The following is a 17,286-nucleotide window of genomic DNA, read 5'->3' as shown; positions in this document are numbered from 1 at the left end:
GGCTATCCATGGCTTCAAACTTGACGATGTAAATCGCTGGCTTCCCTGATTACAGTTTAGCGATTTGTTCCGGAGGTGCGGGTTTCGGCTCTGCTGCCTTCGCCTCGGTCACCGGCTCGCTTTTAGGTGCAGGCAGGCTCTGCGGTGCAGGTGCTGCTGGCGGTGCTGAAGTGAATGTCGGCACATTTTTACCCATGGCGACATCCTTCAGGCGGCGATATTCTGCCATTACGCGTGAACCATAACCGGAGTCGTTCTCAAATGCTGCTGCGCCGACATATAGTTTTAAACCCGCTTCGACAGAACCGCCGCGTGAAACGTAGTCTTTCAAAATCAATGCTCCGACCTTGATGTTGGCGACCGGATTCAAGGCCGCCTTGACGCCGCCCAGTTCCTGGAATTTATCGTGATGCACTTTGGACATGACTTGCATCAGGCCTTGTGCGCCGACCGGGCTCTCGGCAAAAGGATTCAAGCCCGATTCAATCGCCATCACGGACAAGATCAGCAATGGATCAAGTTTGATCTCTTGTGCTGTCAGATAGCTTGCCGACACCAGCATATTGGTTGCATCGCTAGCGATGCGATAGCGTTTTGCCAGCCAGTTAGTGACCCATTGTTGCTGGCGCTGGTTGCCCAGCATTTTGCGGTCTTCTTCAGTCGGTTCCTGGCCTTTGGCGGCATCCGATTGAGCGACTTGCTCCGGGGTTGCCATTAACATGGCTAGATTTGGTGGTGTTGCCTGTTCCGCCACGTTTTCTTCAGCAGCGGTAAACGGAGAGAGTTTTTTAAATTTTTCGACCAGATCCGGTTTGATAAACATCAGGCCAAGAACGAATATGGACGAGATACCCAGCAACATCAGCAGATGATGCATGGTAGTCATGAAGCCACTGCGGGTGTCGCGTGCTGCGACGGTCAGTGCGGTGGTCTTGCCGGCGAGCCGAGTGCTGCCTTGTTGTACTGCTAAAATAAAACCTTGAAACATTTAACCTCCTGAACTTTCGTAGCGCTTGTCGCTTCAGTAGCAACGACAGCAAACTAAAAAACTACGAATCAGAAACATCGTCTCCGTCGCTGGCGCGATCAAAAAGACGCCGGAGTTATTTGTCTGTTGAGCTTTATGTAACTCAACTTAGGTGGGAGATTCGCAATCTCGCTTGTGACAAACAACTATTTTCGGGTCAAGGCAGTCGCCTTTTGAAAACAATCCTTACAATGTTATGTGGGGCCCGATCCCCGTGAATGATGTTACCGTTTGGCGTTGCAATCTTTGTTCGAGTGCGCCGGAGTTCTAGCCTCTTCATCAAGTTGGGCGAATTGTAGGGTCGGTTTTATATCAAGTCAATACTATAGAAATCAATTGTCATTACTTTTAAGTCTGATAAATGACTGCTGCATCGCAGCAAAGTATAATGAAATCAAGTACTTGCCAGCGTTATTTGCTTTATTAAGTTCAAATTCATCAAAAGTTAAAAAACATGAAATATGCAGATTTAAGAGATTTTATTTCTCAGCTTCAACAAAAAAATGAATTAAAACAAATAGTTATGCCTGTTTCACCTTATCTGGAGATGACCGAGATCTGCGATCGCACTTTGCGGGCAGAAGGTCCGGCGCTGTTATTTACCCAGCCAACTGGCCATACGATCCCGGTACTCGGCAATTTATTCGGCACGCCGCACCGGGTTGCGATGGGCATGGGAGCCGACAATATCAGCGAGCTGCGCAAGATTGGGCAGGTGCTTTCATCTTTAAAAGAGCCGGAACCGCCGAAAGACTTTAAAGATATCCTCGGTCTCGGCTCGCTCGTCAAAGCCGTCTGGGATATGGCGCCGAAAGAGGTGCGCGCTGCGAAGTGCCAGGAAATCGTCTGGGAAGGCAATGATGTCGATCTGGCCAAATTGCCGATCCAGCATTGCTGGCCAGGTGATGTTGCTCCTTTAATTACCTGGGGTCTGGTGATTACCAAGGGTCCTTATAAGAAGCGGCAAAATCTGGGTATATATAGACAGCAGGTGTTGGGGCGCAATAAAGTCATCATGCGCTGGCTCGCCCATCGCGGCGGCGCACTCGATTTTCGTGAACATGGCATTGTCAATAAGGGGCAGCCTTATCCGATTGCCGTTGCGCTCGGCGCCGATCCCGCCACCATCCTCGGTGCGGTTACGCCAGTGCCGGATAGCTTATCGGAATATCAATTCGCAGGGCTATTGCGTGGCAGCCGTACCGAACTGGTCAAAGCCATCGGCAGCGAATTGCGCGTACCCGCCAGTGCCGAGATCGTGCTGGAAGGGCATATCTATCCGGACGAATCGCATCCGACCGGTTACGAGCATGCACTCGAAGGGCCATATGGTGATCACACCGGTTACTATAATGAGCAGGACAGCTTCCCTGTATTTACGATAGACCGCATTACCATGCGTCGCGATCCTATCTATCACTCCACATACACCGGCAAACCGCCGGACGAACCCGCGGTGCTCGGCGTCGCACTCAATGAAGTGTTCATTCCTTTGCTGCAAAAACAATTCAGCGAGATCACCGATTTCTATCTGCCGCCTGAGGGCTGTAGTTACCGCATGGCGGTAGTCCAGATCAAAAAAGCCTATGCCGGTCATGCCAAGCGCGTGATGTTCGGGGTCTGGAGTTTTTTGCGCCAGTTCATGTATACCAAGTTCATCATCGTAGTCGATGAGGATGTGAATATCCGCGACTGGAAAGAAGTGATCTGGGCGATTACCACCCGCGTCGATCCGCTGCGCGATACGACTTTGGTCGATAACACACCGATCGATTACCTCGATTTTGCGTCGCCGGTCAGCGGCCTGGGCAGCAAGATGGGACTGGATGCGACGAATAAATGGCCGGGTGAAACCAGCCGTGAATGGGGTACGACCATCCAGATGACACCCGCAGTCAAGGCGCGCGTCGATACGATCTGGCAGGAGCTGGGTTTGTAAGACGTCAAAATCAGCCAAACCGGATTGACGTTCTCGGGGGAGTATCCAGCTAGCGATGAATTAATGAGTTTCCCAATCCTTGCAGAGGACCTAAAGGATTTTTTTCATCTTCTAATTGCTGGATATTCGATTTGCCGGTCCAGAGTTTATAGACCACCACGTCGTTCTGGATAATGATCAGTGCGGTGAACTGCCAGCCGCTGATCTGTACCTTACGTTCAAAATTCAGAAAGTCTTTAAAAAAATTTCCATAACGTTTTTTATCCAGATGCTTTTCCTCGATCTCGTACGCATAGCAGGCGGTGTGCGCGGCCAGGCAGGCGCGGACTTTGGGTGGGATCAGGCTGGTATTTGACGATTCGCTGGCGACCAGGCGGCGATTGATGTCGGCATGATTCAGTTGGGCGATATTCGGCGATTCTTTGGGGTTGATGCCGCGCCGGTGTAAATCGGCTAGCGTGGTTTTTTCAGGAATGATGTTCGCAAACTCCTGCTCGCCGATCTGGTAAGTAATCCAGGGCAGATCCGAGGTTTGCTTGGCGTTCGGCAGCAAAGATTCGCAGGCGCTGAGTGTCAGCATGAATAGCGCAGCGCAACAGAGTCGATATGAGCGAGATTTCATCGATTTGTCCTGATGATTGGGGCTTCAATATTCAGCGATAATACGCACGATCAAGATGCTAGCTATAGTTTCATTGTACGCAGCCTGCACTTAAATGCAAACCCGCAATCCGTTTTTAGAAACCAAGCATGAAAATGCCGCCGAACCGCCAAGATGCTTCAAGCAATCCCGCAACAGCTTTGCTGTATAGCTTCCGTCGCTGTCCGTATGCGATCCGGGCGCGACTCGCCATCAAGCTGAGCGGTGTCGAGGTGCGGATACACGAAGTCAGCTTGCGCAATAAGCCGCAGGCGATGCTCGATCATTCCCCCAAAGGTACGGTGCCCGTCCTGCTTTTGCCCGATGGCCGCGTGATCGATCAAAGTCTCGACATCATGTGCTGGGCGCTGGCACAGCATCAAGCCTCGCAATGGTTCATGCCTGACGGGGCATTGTCAGCCGAAGTGCAGGCATTGATACAGCAAAACGACAGTGCGTTTAAACAAGCGCTGGATCGCTATAAATATGCGGAGCGCTTCCCCGAATATCCGGCGACGACTTATCGCGACCGGGCAGAGGTGTTCCTGGATCTGCTGGATCAGCGCCTGCAACAACACGCTTATTTAACGGGGGAATGCTTGAGTGTCGCTGACCTGGCGATAGTGCCGTTTGTGCGGCAATGTGCGCTGGTTGATGCCGAGTGGTTTTATGCGAGCCGGTACCGGCATTTGATTGCCTGGCTGGATGGCTTGCTGCAGTCGGCATGGTTTATTTCTGTGATGGAGAAATCTCAAGTAACTAATTTGAGATAGTACCGGAGCGATAAAAGTAAACAATATAAAAGGGCTTACGCACAACCTGAAATCTCTCACCACCGAGACACAGAGGCACAGAGAAAAGCCAGAGGAACTGCTTCCATCACATGTGGATATCAAAGCAAAGCCGCAAGCCAGATGCGCCTGCTGGCGCGAAATGGCTCTGAAAGCCGCATCCAGACTGCGGGTTCAATATGAACGGTGGTAAACGGCTTGGCGTGTTGCGTCAGCCTTGATAGAACAATCTGCGGCCAGCGATTTGCCGGATCTTACGGTTTAACGCAGGCTGATGCATAGTTTGTTGTCAATAAAGTACAGATGCGCCTTGTATCACACGCTTGACATATGTGGCGACTACAATCCGGCGATCTCATCGATGGGACAAGGATTTTCCGATTTATTCTATCTTCTTCTGTCTGCCGCCATGACACAAAAAAAGATACTGTTACTGAGCGTTTCTGCGGGGGCCGGGCATATGCGTGCGGCCGAGGCGATCCGTGCTTATTCGCTCGATCCCCGTTACCAGGTGGTCGCGACCCATCTCGATGTGATGAATTATGTGACCGCCGGTTTTCGTAAAATCTATACCGATTTTTATATCAAACTGGTCAATAAAGCGCCGACGCTGTGGGGCTATCTGTATCAGGTCTCGCATGAGGCGCAGGCCGATGGCACGATAGAACAATTGCGGCGCGCGCTGGAACGCTTAAATGCACGTGCGCTGTTAAAAGAAATTGCCAAGGTCAATCCGGATGCGATTATCTGCACGCATTTTTTGCCGGCGGAAATGCTGGCCCGCTTGCTGCGCAAGCAGCGTCTGCATTGCCCGGTCTGGGTACAGGTCACCGATTTTGATCTGCACCGGATGTGGGTGCATGAGGGGATGACGGGTTATTTCGCCTCCAACGAGGAGGTGGCTTTTCGTATGCGCGCCCAAGGTATCGCCGCCGCGACTATTCACGTGTCGGGCATTCCGATCATGCCCGGCTTTGCGGTGCGCCCGCAGCGCGCAGAGGCTGCAAGACAGCTCGGGCTTGATCCTTTGCGCACGACTATTTTGCTGATGGGCGGCGGCGCAGGACTGGGCAGTCTGGAGCAGATTGCGGCACGCCTGCTGAAGATAGACGGAGATTTTCAATTGATCGCGATGGCGGGAAAAAATATCCGCACGCTGGCAGCGCTGACGGCATTGGCAGGCCAATTTCCGGGACGCCTGGTCGCGCAGGGATATACCGATCATATCGAACAGTGGATGGCCTGCGCCGATCTGGTGGTGACCAAACCGGGCGGATTGACGACCTCCGAATGCCTGGCCATGGGTTTGCCTATGATCGTCAATGCACCTATCCGCGGACAGGAAGAACGCAATGCCGATTATTTGCTGGAGCAAGGCGTCGCTCTCAAAGCTTTCGACGATGTCACGCTCGAATATCGGGTGCGTTATTTATTGTCCCATCCAGAAAAACTCAGCGACATGCGCGCCAGGGCCAGTTTGCTTGGCCGTGCCGATGCGGCGCGTCAGGTGCTGGAACAGGTTTGTCATGCAGATTTGTCGCAACAGAAAACAGATGAAACAGGAGTCGAGTAGAAGCATGAATGAAGCATGGAATCATGATACGAGGCGCCCGCAGCAACGATCGCAGCCCTGGCGGCGGTGGGGTATGCTGATGGCCTGGGTCGCTTTGCTGGCACTGTTTTTTGCCCAGACCGAGATACAGATAGAGGGAAGTGCGGGCTGGGGCGAGAACCTGCCGACCTGGCGTATAGAGAAACATTGGTTGCTCGATATTTTTTGGGGCGGTCGTGCCATGACCGGCTATCACGCCTGGGTATTTCCATTTATCTCGCTGGTTTTTCATTTTCCTTTTTTCTTTTTTCAAACCTGGACCATCAGACTGGAAGCGCGTGCGCTTGCCAGCATCATGATGTTTTGGATTGTTGAAGATTTTTTGTGGTTTGCGCTGAATCCTGCGTTTGGCCTGGCACGCTTTGATCCCGCGCATATCGCATGGCACAAGCATTGGCTGTGGCTGGCACCGGTCGACTACTGGATTTTTTTGATGCTGGCATGCATCTTGTTCTGGTTTTCCTATAGAGAAAATCAGGAGAATTCAAGCGCCTGACGATCAAACTGCCGCTCCTGAGCATATTCCAGACTGGATACAGTCACATCCTTCATCCCGGGGCATAAAGATATGGACGCGAAATATATTTCTATGAATGCGGATGACTCCATAGCGATAAAAAAATAATTTATCGTTTACTTTCGATTAAAGCATTTGATTTCGCTTATCTAGCACGAAATAAACAAGATTTATGTGTATTTCATTCCGCCTTGGAACTTACTTATTTAACGCATAAGTAAGCAAAGATTTTGTCGATTGATTTTCAAAATTGATTTATTAATTTAATTTCCAATAACGATTGCCGCTTATTAAATTGACATTTGTGCAAAAGAATTTACGCGCACAAGTTCATTTTTTTATCGCTTAAAGTTCGGGGCAGTTGTTATTTAGTGATGCATGCACAGGTGGTTTTCTTGCCCTTGATTTGATCGTTAGAAATTTTTCTAGTTGGGCTACATGCCCTTAATCATTTTAAGGAGGATTATCATGGTGACATTTCTCATGCTTGCCAATTTCACCGATCAGGGTCTGCGCACTGTTAAGGATACAACCAGGCGAGCCGACGCCGCAAAAGAATTGGGTGCGAAATTCGGTGTAAACATGAAGACTATTTACTGGACTATGGGGCAATACGATCTGGTCACGGTATGCGAGGCGGAAGACGACGCTTCCATGGCGGCATTCGGATTTGCAATCTCTGCAGCCGGTAATGTGCGAGGCCAGACATTGAAAGCTTTTGCCAAAGATGAAATGAATGGCATTCTCAGTAAATTAGGATAAGGGTTGCATACCACGGCAACTTTGCCGGGCTGATTGAATCGACCGGTTAAACCCGTTAGCTTGTTTTAAAGAAAGCGGACGGCGATTTGCCGAAGGTTTTTTTGAACATCGCCGAAAAAGCCGATTGACTCGTGTAACCCAATTCCGCAGCAACACGTGATAAGGGCAGGCCGCTGGAAATCAGCGGCGCTGCGCGCGCCAGCCGCATTTGCTGACGCCAGCTACCGAAGCTCATCCCCAGATCCTGTTCAAACAGGCGCGCCAGGGTGCGCGCCGATGCGCCGACTTGCCGCGCAAAATCCGCCAGCGTCAGGCTCGATGCCGGATCCTCGATCAATGCCGCGCACAAAGTTTTTAAACGCTTATCGCGCGGCATCACGACATTCATTGGCAAGCTCTCTGCGAGTCGCAATTCATCGAGCAATACTGCCGCCAGATGATCTTCGCGCGCGCCTGCCTGATCGTGTTCGGCTAGCACAACTACCAGTTCGCGCATCAATGCCGAGACCTCCAGCACAACGCACTGATCGCCAGCGATAGGCACCATATCCTGATGGATATAGATCGCCCGCAAACGGGCTTTTTCTAAAGTGCGGACTTCATGTTCCACATTCGCCGGTATCCAGATCGCCCGCAACGGCGGCACAAACCAGGTACTGTCTCTGGCAAATACCTGCATCACGCCGTCGATGGCATAAGTGACCTGCCCCCAGGAATGCCGATGCGCCCGCAGCAGTTCGTCGGCGGCTAAATCCCGGGCGACTACCCGCACTGGCCGTTCGATGCTGGGGAATAGCCGGGCAGGCGGGGCGTTAGTATGGGTCAGGGGTGGCGTGCGCATATTTGTCTATTTTGAGATAAAAATTGTCTATTTATCTTAAATCAGACGACGTAATTTTGCTTACACTTTGTGTGTTCAATAATTCGGCAGGATGGACGCAAAAGCGACACTGTTCCCACTACACGGACGCCGAGGCGCAGAAAGATCAGCAGTAGAGCAAGGTCGCGACCCAGGATAGTGTCCTGCCTCTTGCTTGTTCTCTGCGCTTCAGTGTCTGTGTGGTGAGCCGTTTTGGTATCGATAATTGGCGATTTGCATCAATCATTCAACACACAAAATGACAATGACTACCCAAACAAACAATGTAAAACAAGACGCCCTGGTGATCGGTCTGGTCGGCCTGGCGCACGGCATTTCGCATTTCTTTCACCTGATCCTGGCACCGCTATTTCCGTGGATTAAAGAGGCTTTCAGTCTGTCGTATGCCGAGCTGGGTTTGCTGATGACGGTGTTTTTTATCGTCTCTGGCATAGGCCAGGCCTTGTCGGGTTTTGTGGTGGATAAACTCGGTGCGAGGGCGGTACTGTTCTTTGGCGTGAGCTGTCTTGGCGTGTCGGCCCTGGCTTTATCCGTTGCGCAAAATTATCCTATGCTGCTGGCCGGATCGATGCTGGCTGGCTTGGGCAACAGCGTATTCCATCCCTCCGATTACACCTTGCTGAACAAGCGCGTATCGGCAGCGCGACTGGGTTACGCGTTTTCGGTGCATGGCATTACCGGCAATCTGGGATGGGCGGCGGCACCGGTGTTTTTGATCGGTATTGCGGGTTTTGCCGGATGGCGTACGGCTTTGCTGGCGGCGGCATTGTTGCCATTCATTGTGTTGGCGATTCTGTTTGTGTATCGCGACGTGTTGCAAGCTGAAGAAATGCCGCATCCGGTAACTGGCGGCGCTGCGCTATCCGTTAAAGCTATCGAAGGCACGATGGCTTTCATGCGTTTGCCGGCGGTCTGGATGTGCTTTGCCTTCTTCTTCATGACGGCGATGGCGCTGGGCGGGATACAGAGTTTTGCCTCGGTCAGTTTGCGCGAAGTGTATGGCATGTCGCTGGGCTGGGCGACCGCGGCCTACACCGGATATATGCTGGCGTCGGCTGCGGGCATGTTGTGGGGCGGTTTTATCGCTGCTAAAACGACCCAGCATGACCGCACGATTACCATGGCATTTTCGGTCGCCGGCTGTTTTGCGCTGTTGCTGGCGACCGGGTGGGTCGGTCCGGCCTTGGCGGTGGTGCTGATGGCGGCAATCGGTTTTGGTTCGGGTATTGCAGGACCGTCGCGCGATCTGCTGATCCGTGCTGCGGCACCGAAGAACGCCACCGGCCGCGTGTATGGCGTGGTGTATTCGGGCCTCGATACCGGGCTGGCGTGTTCGCCCCTGTTGTTCGGCGCTGTCATGGATGCGCATCATCCCAGTTGGATTTTTGTCTGCATCGGGGTGTTCCAGGTGATGGCGATTTTGACGGCGGTGAATGTGGGGGCGAATACCAAGGCCAGGGCGCTGGCGGCGTAAATTCGGGACTTCTTGCCCGCGTAATGTCGCTTCGCCGGCAGCGAGGCTTGGATAAAAAGTGTGAGCTGGTTAGAATAGTCGGTGTAAGCGCGTTAATCCGCTTTATTCATATACTCCTTATCAGTATATTTTTGACTCGCATATAAATATTGCGGATAAAGCTTGTTTTATGAAAATAATAGGGGAGTATATGTATTCCATCGCTTTGAATAACATCCTGAAAGAACGCCATGAGCCTGTTGACCTGTGATATCTGCGATGCCCACGAAGACAAGATTGCCAGCGGTGAGCTGCAAGTGTTTCCGCCGATTTTTATGCAATTTGGTCGCCATACGCAGTTCGCCGGTCGTGCCGTCACGCTGAAATTATTTGAAGAAAACGTGCTGGTGCGCAATCAGCTGGAAACGCCGGGTCATGGCAATGTGCTGGTGATCGACGGCGGCGGCAGTTTTCGTTGTGCGCTGGTCGGCGGCAATCTCGCCAAGCTCGCTGAGCAAAACGGCTGGGCAGGCATCGTCGTGAATGGCTGTATCCGCGATGTCGCTGAGATCAATGCCTGCGACATCGGGGTCAGGGCGCTGGCTGCGTTTCCTGTAAAAAGTGCCAAACGGAATACCGGCCAAGAGAATGTGCGACTACATTTTGCCGGTATCACGGTCAATCCCGGCGACTGGATTTATGCCGATGCCGATGGGGTGATTGTGTCGCCGCTGGCCTTGAGTTGACTTGACGTGATGTCGCGCCCTAAATCAATTCCACACTCTGCAAATTCAAATAACTGCTCTCCCGTATGGTTTTCACAAAATCCGTCAGATACGCCTTGTCTGCCAGCTCAGGCAGGCAGGCAGCGTAGAGCTTGCCGGTTAAGCCACCGGCGGTAATCCGTTTCGGCAGGACATAATCGCGGTTCACGTAATTTTGCGCAGCCCATACCGGCAGCGTCGCGATGCCGCGTTTGCTGGCCACCAGCTGCAGCATGGCGACCGTCAGTTCGGTGGTGCGGCGGGTGGTGTCGATGCCGGCGGGTTTCAACACTTGCCGCACGATATCCAGCATCTCATCCGGCACCGGGTAGGTGATCAAGGTGTCGGTCGCAAAATCCTGTGCCACCAGATAATCGCGGCCGGCCAGCGCATGATCCTTGGCGAGCAGCGCGACAATCTCGAAGCGGAACAGCGGTTGATAGCTGATGCTCTCGTCATGATCAATCTCGGACACGATCGCCACATCGGCGCGGCTGTTGTACAGCAGGCCGACCGGATCGGCCTGGAAGCCGGACACAATATCCAGCTCGACTTCGGGCCAGCGCTGGCGGAACACATCCATCGCCGGCATCAGCCAATCAAAGCAGGTATGACATTCGACGGCGATCCGTAATTGTCCGGCGACGCCTTGCGCCAGCCGCGCCAGATCGCGTTCGGTATTGGCGATCTGCGGCAACACGGCGTCGGCGAGCTGCAGCAGCCTTTCGCCCGCAGCGGTAAAGCGTATCGGTGTCGATTTGCGCTCAAACAAGGCGCTGCCGTGGTGCTCCTCGAGTAATTTGATCTGATGCGAAAGCGCCGATTGCGTGACATTCAGCAGGGTTGCGGCACGCAGCAAGTTGCCGGCTTCGCGCAAGGCATGCAGGGTTTTCAGGTGACGAACTTCGAGGATGGATTGCATAGGGATGAATGATTATTAGTAAAATTCAAGTTAATTCTTAAAATTTATCGTTTGAATCATAATCGACACTCAACCATCATGGCAACACTTAAAAGATTAAAAGGAGTTGTCATGGTATCTGCACATATTTTGGGTTTCCCGCGCATAGGCGCGCAGCGTGAATTGAAATTTGCCCAAGAGGCTTTCTGGCGCAATGAATTGTCCGAGGAGGCCTTACGCGATATCGGCGGCGAGCTGCGCGCCCGTCATTGGGCGCTGCAACAGCAGGCGGGGCTGGACCTGGTCAGTGTCGGCGACTTCGCCTGGTACGACCAGGTGCTCAGCACATTAGCCTTGCTGGGAGCGTTGCCGACCCGTTTCGGCTTTGAGGCGCGTGCAGTCAGTCTGGCCGATTATTTCTGCGCGGCGCGCGGCAATAGCGCCCAGGTCGCGATGGAGATGACCAAATGGTTTGACACCAATTACCACTATCTCGTGCCGGAATGGACTGCCGATACGTGTTTCGATGGCGGCGTCGATTGTTTATTCGATGAGCTGGCGCAAGCGCAGGCCCTGGGTCACAGCGCCAAAGTCACGCTGATCGGTCCGGTCACTTTGCTGTATCTCGGCAAGATCAAAAACGGCCTGTCCCACAAACTCGATCTCCTGCACAAGATCGTTCCCGCGTATCAGCAATTACTGGCCAGGGTGAAGGCGGCGGGTGTCGAATGGGTACAGATTGACGAACCCATCCTGTCCCTGGATCTCGATCAGCAATGGCAAAATGCCTTGCAAGTCGCCTATGTCGCGCTGGAAAAACATGCGCCGAAATTGCTGCTGACCAGTTATTTTGAATCGGTCGGCGATCATGCGGACTTGCTGCATCGCTTACCCGTCGCGGGCGTCCATCTCGATTTGGTCAGGGCGCCGCAACAACTCGATGCTTTACTGGCAAACTGGCCGCAGGGCCGCGTGCTGTCTGCCGGTGTGATTGACGGCCGCAATATCTGGCGGGCCGATTTGTCGGCCTTGCTGAAACAACTCCAACCCGTGCAGCAAGTATTGGGCGATCAATTGTGGATTGCCTCCAGCTGTTCTTTATTGCATGTGCCGGTCGATCTGGCGACCGAGACCGGACTGGATGCCGAACTGAAAAGCTGGCTGGCGTTTGCCGCACAAAAGCTAGATGAAATTCATGCGCTGAAACAAGCCTTGAACGGCCGGACAGCATCGGTGTCGGCACACTTCAATGCGGCGCAAATCGCCCGTCATACGCGAGCGACGTCGACCCGGATTCATAATCCTCTGGTGCAGCAAAGGCTGGCGACCATCAGCGCTGCCGATGCCGAGCGCAACAGCGCCTTTAATGAGCGCATCGGCAAGCAGCAAGCGCGGTTTCAATTGCCTTTGTTCCCGACCACGACCATCGGCTCCTTCCCGCAAACCAAGGCGATCCGCCAGGCGCGTGCCAGCTACAAGCGCGGCGATTTGACGCATCTCGATTATCTGGAGGCGATGCGTGCCGAGATTCGCCTGGTGGTGGAGAAGCAGGAGCAACTCGGCATCGATGTGCTGGTACACGGCGAACCGGAACGCAATGACATGGTCGAGTATTTTGGCGAACAGCTTTGGGGCTACGGTTTTACGCAAAACGGCTGGGTGCAAAGTTATGGTTCGCGCTGCGTCAAGCCGCCATTTATTTACGGCGACGTGTATCGCCCCGAAGCCATGACGGTGGCATGGAGCATCTACGCCCAAAGTCTGACCGACAAGCCGATGAAGGGCATGCTGACGGGGCCGGTCACGATGTTGCAATGGTCGTTTGTGCGCGACGATCAGCCGCGTGCCACCACCGCTTTGCAGATCGCCCTGGCCTTGCGCGACGAAGTCACCGATCTGGAAAAAACCGGCATCGGCATGATACAGATAGACGAACCGGCGTTCCGCGAGGGACTGCCTTTGCGCAGTGCGGACTGGCCTGCCTATCTCGACTGGGCCGTGCGCGCCTTCAAGATCAGCGCATCCGGCGTCGCCGACGATACGCAGATCCATACCCACATGTGCTATTCGGAGTTCAACGATATCCTGCCGTGGATCGCGGCGATGGACGCCGATGTCATCACGATAGAAACTTCGCGCTCGGATATGGAATTGCTGGAGGGTTTTGGTGATTTCGCCTATCCGAACGACATCGGCCCCGGCGTGTATGACATCCACTCGCCACGCGTGGCCAAAGTCACCGAGATGCAAAGGCTACTGCAAAAAGCCCGCAGCGTATTGCCGGACCGGCGACTCTGGGTCAACCCCGATTGCGGCCTGAAAACCCGCGACTGGCCGGAGACGATGGCCGCTTTGGAGAACATGGTGCAAGCCGCCAGACTCTTGCGCGCATCGGTTGCGGATCATGAGGAACATCTCGATTGCTGTTGAGATAAATAAACAGGGCAGGCGCAAACCGCAGCAGGGATGCGGGTTGCGGGCCTGCCAGGCTGGTAACCCGCATGGACATTGCGGTTGCAGACGGGTCCTTGTAAAAATTAAACCCTGGTTGACTGGGTAAAACGCATCCGGGCATAATCCCTGCATGCATATCCATTCCAACATCTTGTCCCGCCTATTGCCGGTATCAGCGTAATGTGGCTGGATACTCATTGCCATCTGGATGCGTGCGAATTTCAGGGCGCATCATTAGCGGTCGCACAAACTGCGTCGGAAAAAGGCGTGTCCGGCATCGTGATTCCAGCGGTGCACCCCAGTAATTTCGACACCGTCGCCGGCCTGGCAAGACAGCGCAGCGACTGCTTCTACGCGCTGGGCATCCATCCCATGTATGTTCCTGACGCTCACGAAAACGATTTGCTCGCCTTGCGCTCAAGAGTCGGGCAATTGATGTCCGCGCCTGATAATCCAGGCCGCTTCGTGGCGATTGGCGAAATCGGCCTGGATTTTTTTGTGCCTGAACTGACGCAATCGCCTTTACGTGAAAAGCAGGAATTTTTTTACAGCGAACAACTGAAGCTGGCGCGCGATTTCGGCTTGCCGGTCTTGCTGCATGTCCGTCGTTCGCAGGATGCGATACTCAAATACCTGCGCCGCATCAAAGTGCCGGGCGGTATTGCCCATGCGTTTAATGGCAGTCAGCAACAGGCGCAGACCTTTATCGATCTGGGATTCAAACTCGGTTTTGGCGGCGCGATGACTTATACCCGTGCCTTGCAAATCCGCCGGCTGGCGACGCAGCTTCCTTTGACTGCCCTCGTTTTAGAAACCGATGCGCCGGACCTTTCACCAAGCTGGCTGCATCCGACCATCAATAGTCCGGCGGAGTTGCCGCAGATCGGTGCGGTGCTGGCTGAATTGCGCGGACTGACACTCGAGCAGGTCGCTACCCAAACCAGTGCCAATGCCTGCGAGGTGTTGCCGCGGATGCGGATCGGCTAAGGCATGCGGCTGGCGATCATCAGTTTTGTGATTGGTGTCGTTGGTTTGCAGCAGCAAGCCCGTTTGCTGGATTACTTGCCTCTGTTTGCGCTGATGTTGTGCAGTGCGTTGTTATTGGCTCTGATGCGCTTCCTTCAGCGTTTTCTTCAACGTTTCCTCAAGCAACAAAGTGCGCAAGAAACGGCCTCGTCCTTCATCTCTCTTTTACGGTCTTTTTTTACCGGACTGTCTTTTACCGGTCTGGGTTTTGTCTGGGCGAGTTTGTTTGCGCACTGGTATCTGGCGCAAGAGCTGCCCAGCGCATGGGAAGGGCGCGATGTCACCGTGATCGGCACGATCGATAGCTTGCCTTTTCGCTTCGAACGCGGAGTGCGCTTTAATTTTTTGGTTGAGCAGGTTTTGCCGGAGGGCGCTGACACAGCGCCATTGCCGCCGAAGCTAGCCCTGTCCTGGTATGCGCCGCTTCGCGGCAATCACGATGTCGATCGTCATGACGACTTGAATGATCAGGTCGCCGATGTTCAGCCGGGCGAGCGCTGGCGCTTGACTGTGCGCCTGAAGCGACCGCACGGCAACATGAATCCCGAGGGTTTTGACTATGAGGTGTGGCTGCTGGAGCAGGGTTTGCGTGCTACCGGAACAGTACGCCCGGTAAGTGAAATACGCTCACCCAGCGCAGATTCGTCTGCCCTGTCGAATCAAAGATTGGATGGCTTTGTCTGGCGTGTCGGCAATCTGGTGGAGCGCGCCAGAGGACTGCTGCGCGACCGGATACATGCGGCCTTGCCGCAGGCGCCGTATGCCGGTGTGATCGTCGCTCTGGTGATGGGCGACCAGCGTGAAGTAGGGCAATCCGACTGGAAAATCTTTAACCGTACCGGCGTGGGTCATCTTTTTTCCATTTCAGGTTTACATATCACGATGGTGGCCGGGTTGTTTGCGAGTCTGCTGTATTGGTTGTGGCGGCATTCGTTTTTCCTGGTCGATTATTTGAATGTCCCTTTGCCGCTGCGTTTGCCCGCGCAAAAAGCCGCTGCGATTGCCGGTGCATTGATGGCCTTGTTGTATGTTGCGCTGACCGGTTTTGGTGTGCCGGCCCAGCGCACCCTGTATATGCTCAGCGTGGTTGCGTTCGCCTTGTGGTCTGGACGCTTGACCAGCATCTCGCATGTATTGTGTGTGGCGCTGGGGCTGGTGGTTGTGCTCGATCCCTGGGCGGTATTGTGGCCGGGTTTCTGGTTGTCGTTTGGCGCAGTGGCAATGATTTTATTTGCGTCGGTGGGGCGCGCTCAGCCAGCCAAACCGGATAATCGCCGTACGCAGCTCAAGCAACTATGGCATGCGGCGACGCATACCCAATATGTGGTGACGATAGGTTTGATCCCTCTGACTTTACTGTTATTCGGTCAGATTTCGCTGATCGGTCCGATCGCCAATGCGGTGGCGATTCCCGTGGTGAGTTTTATTGCGACGCCGCTGGCCTTGATCGGCAGCATCTTGCCTTTGCCAATCGCTGGCTGGGTGCTGGCGCTCGCGCACGCTTGCGTGTCGCTGCTGGCTTCGGTCTTGACGTATCTGAGCGGGCAGGCATTCGCGGTGTGGGCGACGCCGGTGCCGCCCTGGTGGATGGCAGCGATTGCGATGCTGGGCGCATGCTGGATGCTGGCGCCGCGCGGTTGGCCCCTGCGATGGTTTGGCGCATTTTGCTGCTTACCTTTGGTCTTGCACCAGGCCAGTCATCCTGAGGGACAGCAGATGACCGTTACTGCGCTTGATGTGGGGCAGGGTATGGCGCTGTTGATTGAGACTTCCGATCATCGTTTGTTGTACGACACCGGACCTGCATATTCGCCGGAATCCGACGGCGGCAGCCGGGTGATATTGCCGTACCTGCGCGCACGCGGGATCAGTCGTCTGGATGGCGTAGTTATCTCGCATAACGACAATGATCATTCCGGCGGCGCCCTGAGTATTTTTAAGGAAATGCCAATTGCCTGGGTCAGCAGTTCATTGGCAAAAGACAGTGCGATTGTGCAGGCCGCCCATCACCATCGGCCTTGTATTGCAGGCCAGCGCTGGTCCTGGGATGGCGTCGATTTTGAAATGCTTCAGCCGGGGGAGGCGAGTTATGCCAGCCAAAAATGGAAGCCGAATGCGCGTAGCTGCACCTTGAAGATTTCTACCAAATCCCATTCGATGTTATTGCCCGGTGATATAGAGGCGATACAGGAGGATGAGCTGATCCATACCATCCCGGCGAAATTGGCTGCCGATGTATTATTGGCGCCGCATCACGGCAGCGGTACGTCATCGACACCAGCATTTTTGAAAGCGGTCCATCCCGGCCTCGCCATTTTTCAGGTCGGCTACCTGAATCGTTATCACCATCCTAAACAGGACGTGTTTGATCGCTATGGCGAATTTGGAATAAACCGTCTAAGGACAGACGAATCAGGCGCAATCACATTACAATTCGGGGCTGAATTAGGTTTTTCCGCCTATCGTAGCGAACATGCCCGCTATTGGTATCACCGCTGAACATCGCTGACTACGCTTTTC

The 17,286-nt window shown here is 53.8% G+C and carries 14 protein-coding genes; 10 read left to right on the top strand and 4 right to left on the bottom strand.

Features of this window, described 5'->3' with window-relative positions; translation table 11 throughout:
* Positions 1-49: 49 nt before the first annotated feature.
* Positions 50-988, bottom strand: coding sequence for a transglycosylase SLT domain-containing protein (locus tag LPB67_RS16905; protein WP_410482756.1), 939 nt, complete (start codon positions 986-988; stop codon positions 50-52).
* A gap of 493 nt (positions 989-1,481) precedes the next feature.
* Here LPB67_RS16905 and ubiD point away from each other — a divergent pair, with 493 nt between their 5' ends.
* On the top strand, positions 1,482-2,966 hold the full coding sequence (gene ubiD / locus LPB67_RS16900; RefSeq protein WP_262838460.1) for a 4-hydroxy-3-polyprenylbenzoate decarboxylase: 1,485 nt from the start codon (positions 1,482-1,484) through the stop codon (positions 2,964-2,966).
* A 49-nt stretch (positions 2,967-3,015) separates the two neighbouring features.
* Here ubiD and LPB67_RS16895 read toward each other — a convergent pair whose 3' ends face one another.
* Positions 3,016-3,588 (bottom strand): hypothetical protein, encoded by a 573-nt coding sequence (locus LPB67_RS16895; RefSeq protein ID WP_262838459.1) that lies wholly within the window; start codon positions 3,586-3,588, stop codon positions 3,016-3,018.
* A gap of 128 nt (positions 3,589-3,716) precedes the next feature.
* On the opposite strand from LPB67_RS16895, the gene LPB67_RS16890 reads away from it, so the two are divergent.
* From LPB67_RS16890 to LPB67_RS16875, 4 genes are all read left to right on the top strand, one after another.
* Positions 3,717-4,379: a glutathione S-transferase gene (locus LPB67_RS16890; RefSeq protein ID WP_262838458.1), complete on the top strand. Its 663-nt coding sequence runs from the start codon at positions 3,717-3,719 to the stop codon at positions 4,377-4,379.
* A gap of 427 nt (positions 4,380-4,806) precedes the next feature.
* Complete coding sequence (locus LPB67_RS16885) at positions 4,807-5,970, top strand: MGDG synthase family glycosyltransferase (RefSeq protein WP_262838457.1); 1,164 nt, start codon at positions 4,807-4,809, stop codon at positions 5,968-5,970.
* 4 nt (positions 5,971-5,974) lie between these two features.
* Entirely contained in the window at positions 5,975-6,505 is a 531-nt protein-coding gene (locus LPB67_RS16880; protein WP_410482755.1) for a hypothetical protein, read from the top strand.
* Between the two features lie 489 nt (positions 6,506-6,994).
* Entirely contained in the window at positions 6,995-7,288 is a 294-nt protein-coding gene (locus LPB67_RS16875; protein ID WP_262838456.1) for a GYD domain-containing protein, read from the top strand.
* A gap of 55 nt (positions 7,289-7,343) precedes the next feature.
* Here LPB67_RS16875 and LPB67_RS16870 read toward each other — a convergent pair whose 3' ends face one another.
* Entirely contained in the window at positions 7,344-8,129 is a 786-nt protein-coding gene (locus LPB67_RS16870) for an AraC family transcriptional regulator (protein ID WP_262838455.1), read from the bottom strand.
* Between the two features lie 283 nt (positions 8,130-8,412).
* Between LPB67_RS16870 and LPB67_RS16865 the strand changes: the two genes are divergently transcribed.
* On the top strand, positions 8,413-9,642 hold the full coding sequence (locus LPB67_RS16865) for an MFS transporter (RefSeq protein WP_262838454.1): 1,230 nt from the start codon (positions 8,413-8,415) through the stop codon (positions 9,640-9,642).
* A gap of 230 nt (positions 9,643-9,872) precedes the next feature.
* Positions 9,873-10,367, top strand: coding sequence for a ribonuclease E activity regulator RraA (gene rraA, locus LPB67_RS16860; protein WP_262838453.1), 495 nt, complete (start codon positions 9,873-9,875; stop codon positions 10,365-10,367).
* Positions 10,368-10,386: 19 nt separating this feature from the next.
* Here the strand turns inward: rraA and LPB67_RS16855 are convergent, their stop codons facing one another.
* Entirely contained in the window at positions 10,387-11,307 is a 921-nt protein-coding gene (locus LPB67_RS16855; RefSeq protein WP_262838452.1) for a LysR family transcriptional regulator, read from the bottom strand.
* Positions 11,308-11,418: 111 nt separating this feature from the next.
* Here LPB67_RS16855 and metE point away from each other — a divergent pair, with 111 nt between their 5' ends.
* From metE to LPB67_RS16840, 3 genes are all read left to right on the top strand, one after another.
* Positions 11,419-13,716: a 5-methyltetrahydropteroyltriglutamate--homocysteine S-methyltransferase gene (gene metE / locus LPB67_RS16850; protein ID WP_262838451.1), complete on the top strand. Its 2,298-nt coding sequence runs from the start codon at positions 11,419-11,421 to the stop codon at positions 13,714-13,716.
* Positions 13,717-13,920: 204 nt separating this feature from the next.
* Entirely contained in the window at positions 13,921-14,727 is an 807-nt protein-coding gene (locus tag LPB67_RS16845; protein WP_262838450.1) for a TatD family hydrolase, read from the top strand.
* A 3-nt stretch (positions 14,728-14,730) separates the two neighbouring features.
* Entirely contained in the window at positions 14,731-17,265 is a 2,535-nt protein-coding gene (locus LPB67_RS16840) for a DNA internalization-related competence protein ComEC/Rec2 (protein WP_262838449.1), read from the top strand.
* The last annotated feature ends 21 nt before the right edge of the window (positions 17,266-17,286 follow it).

The organism is Undibacterium sp. Jales W-56 (genome assembly GCF_025548535.1).
Classification (GTDB): domain Bacteria; phylum Pseudomonadota; class Gammaproteobacteria; order Burkholderiales; family Burkholderiaceae_D; genus Undibacterium.
The sequence above is the reverse complement of the archived record's forward strand: the minus strand, read 5'-3'. Positions and strand labels throughout refer to the sequence as shown.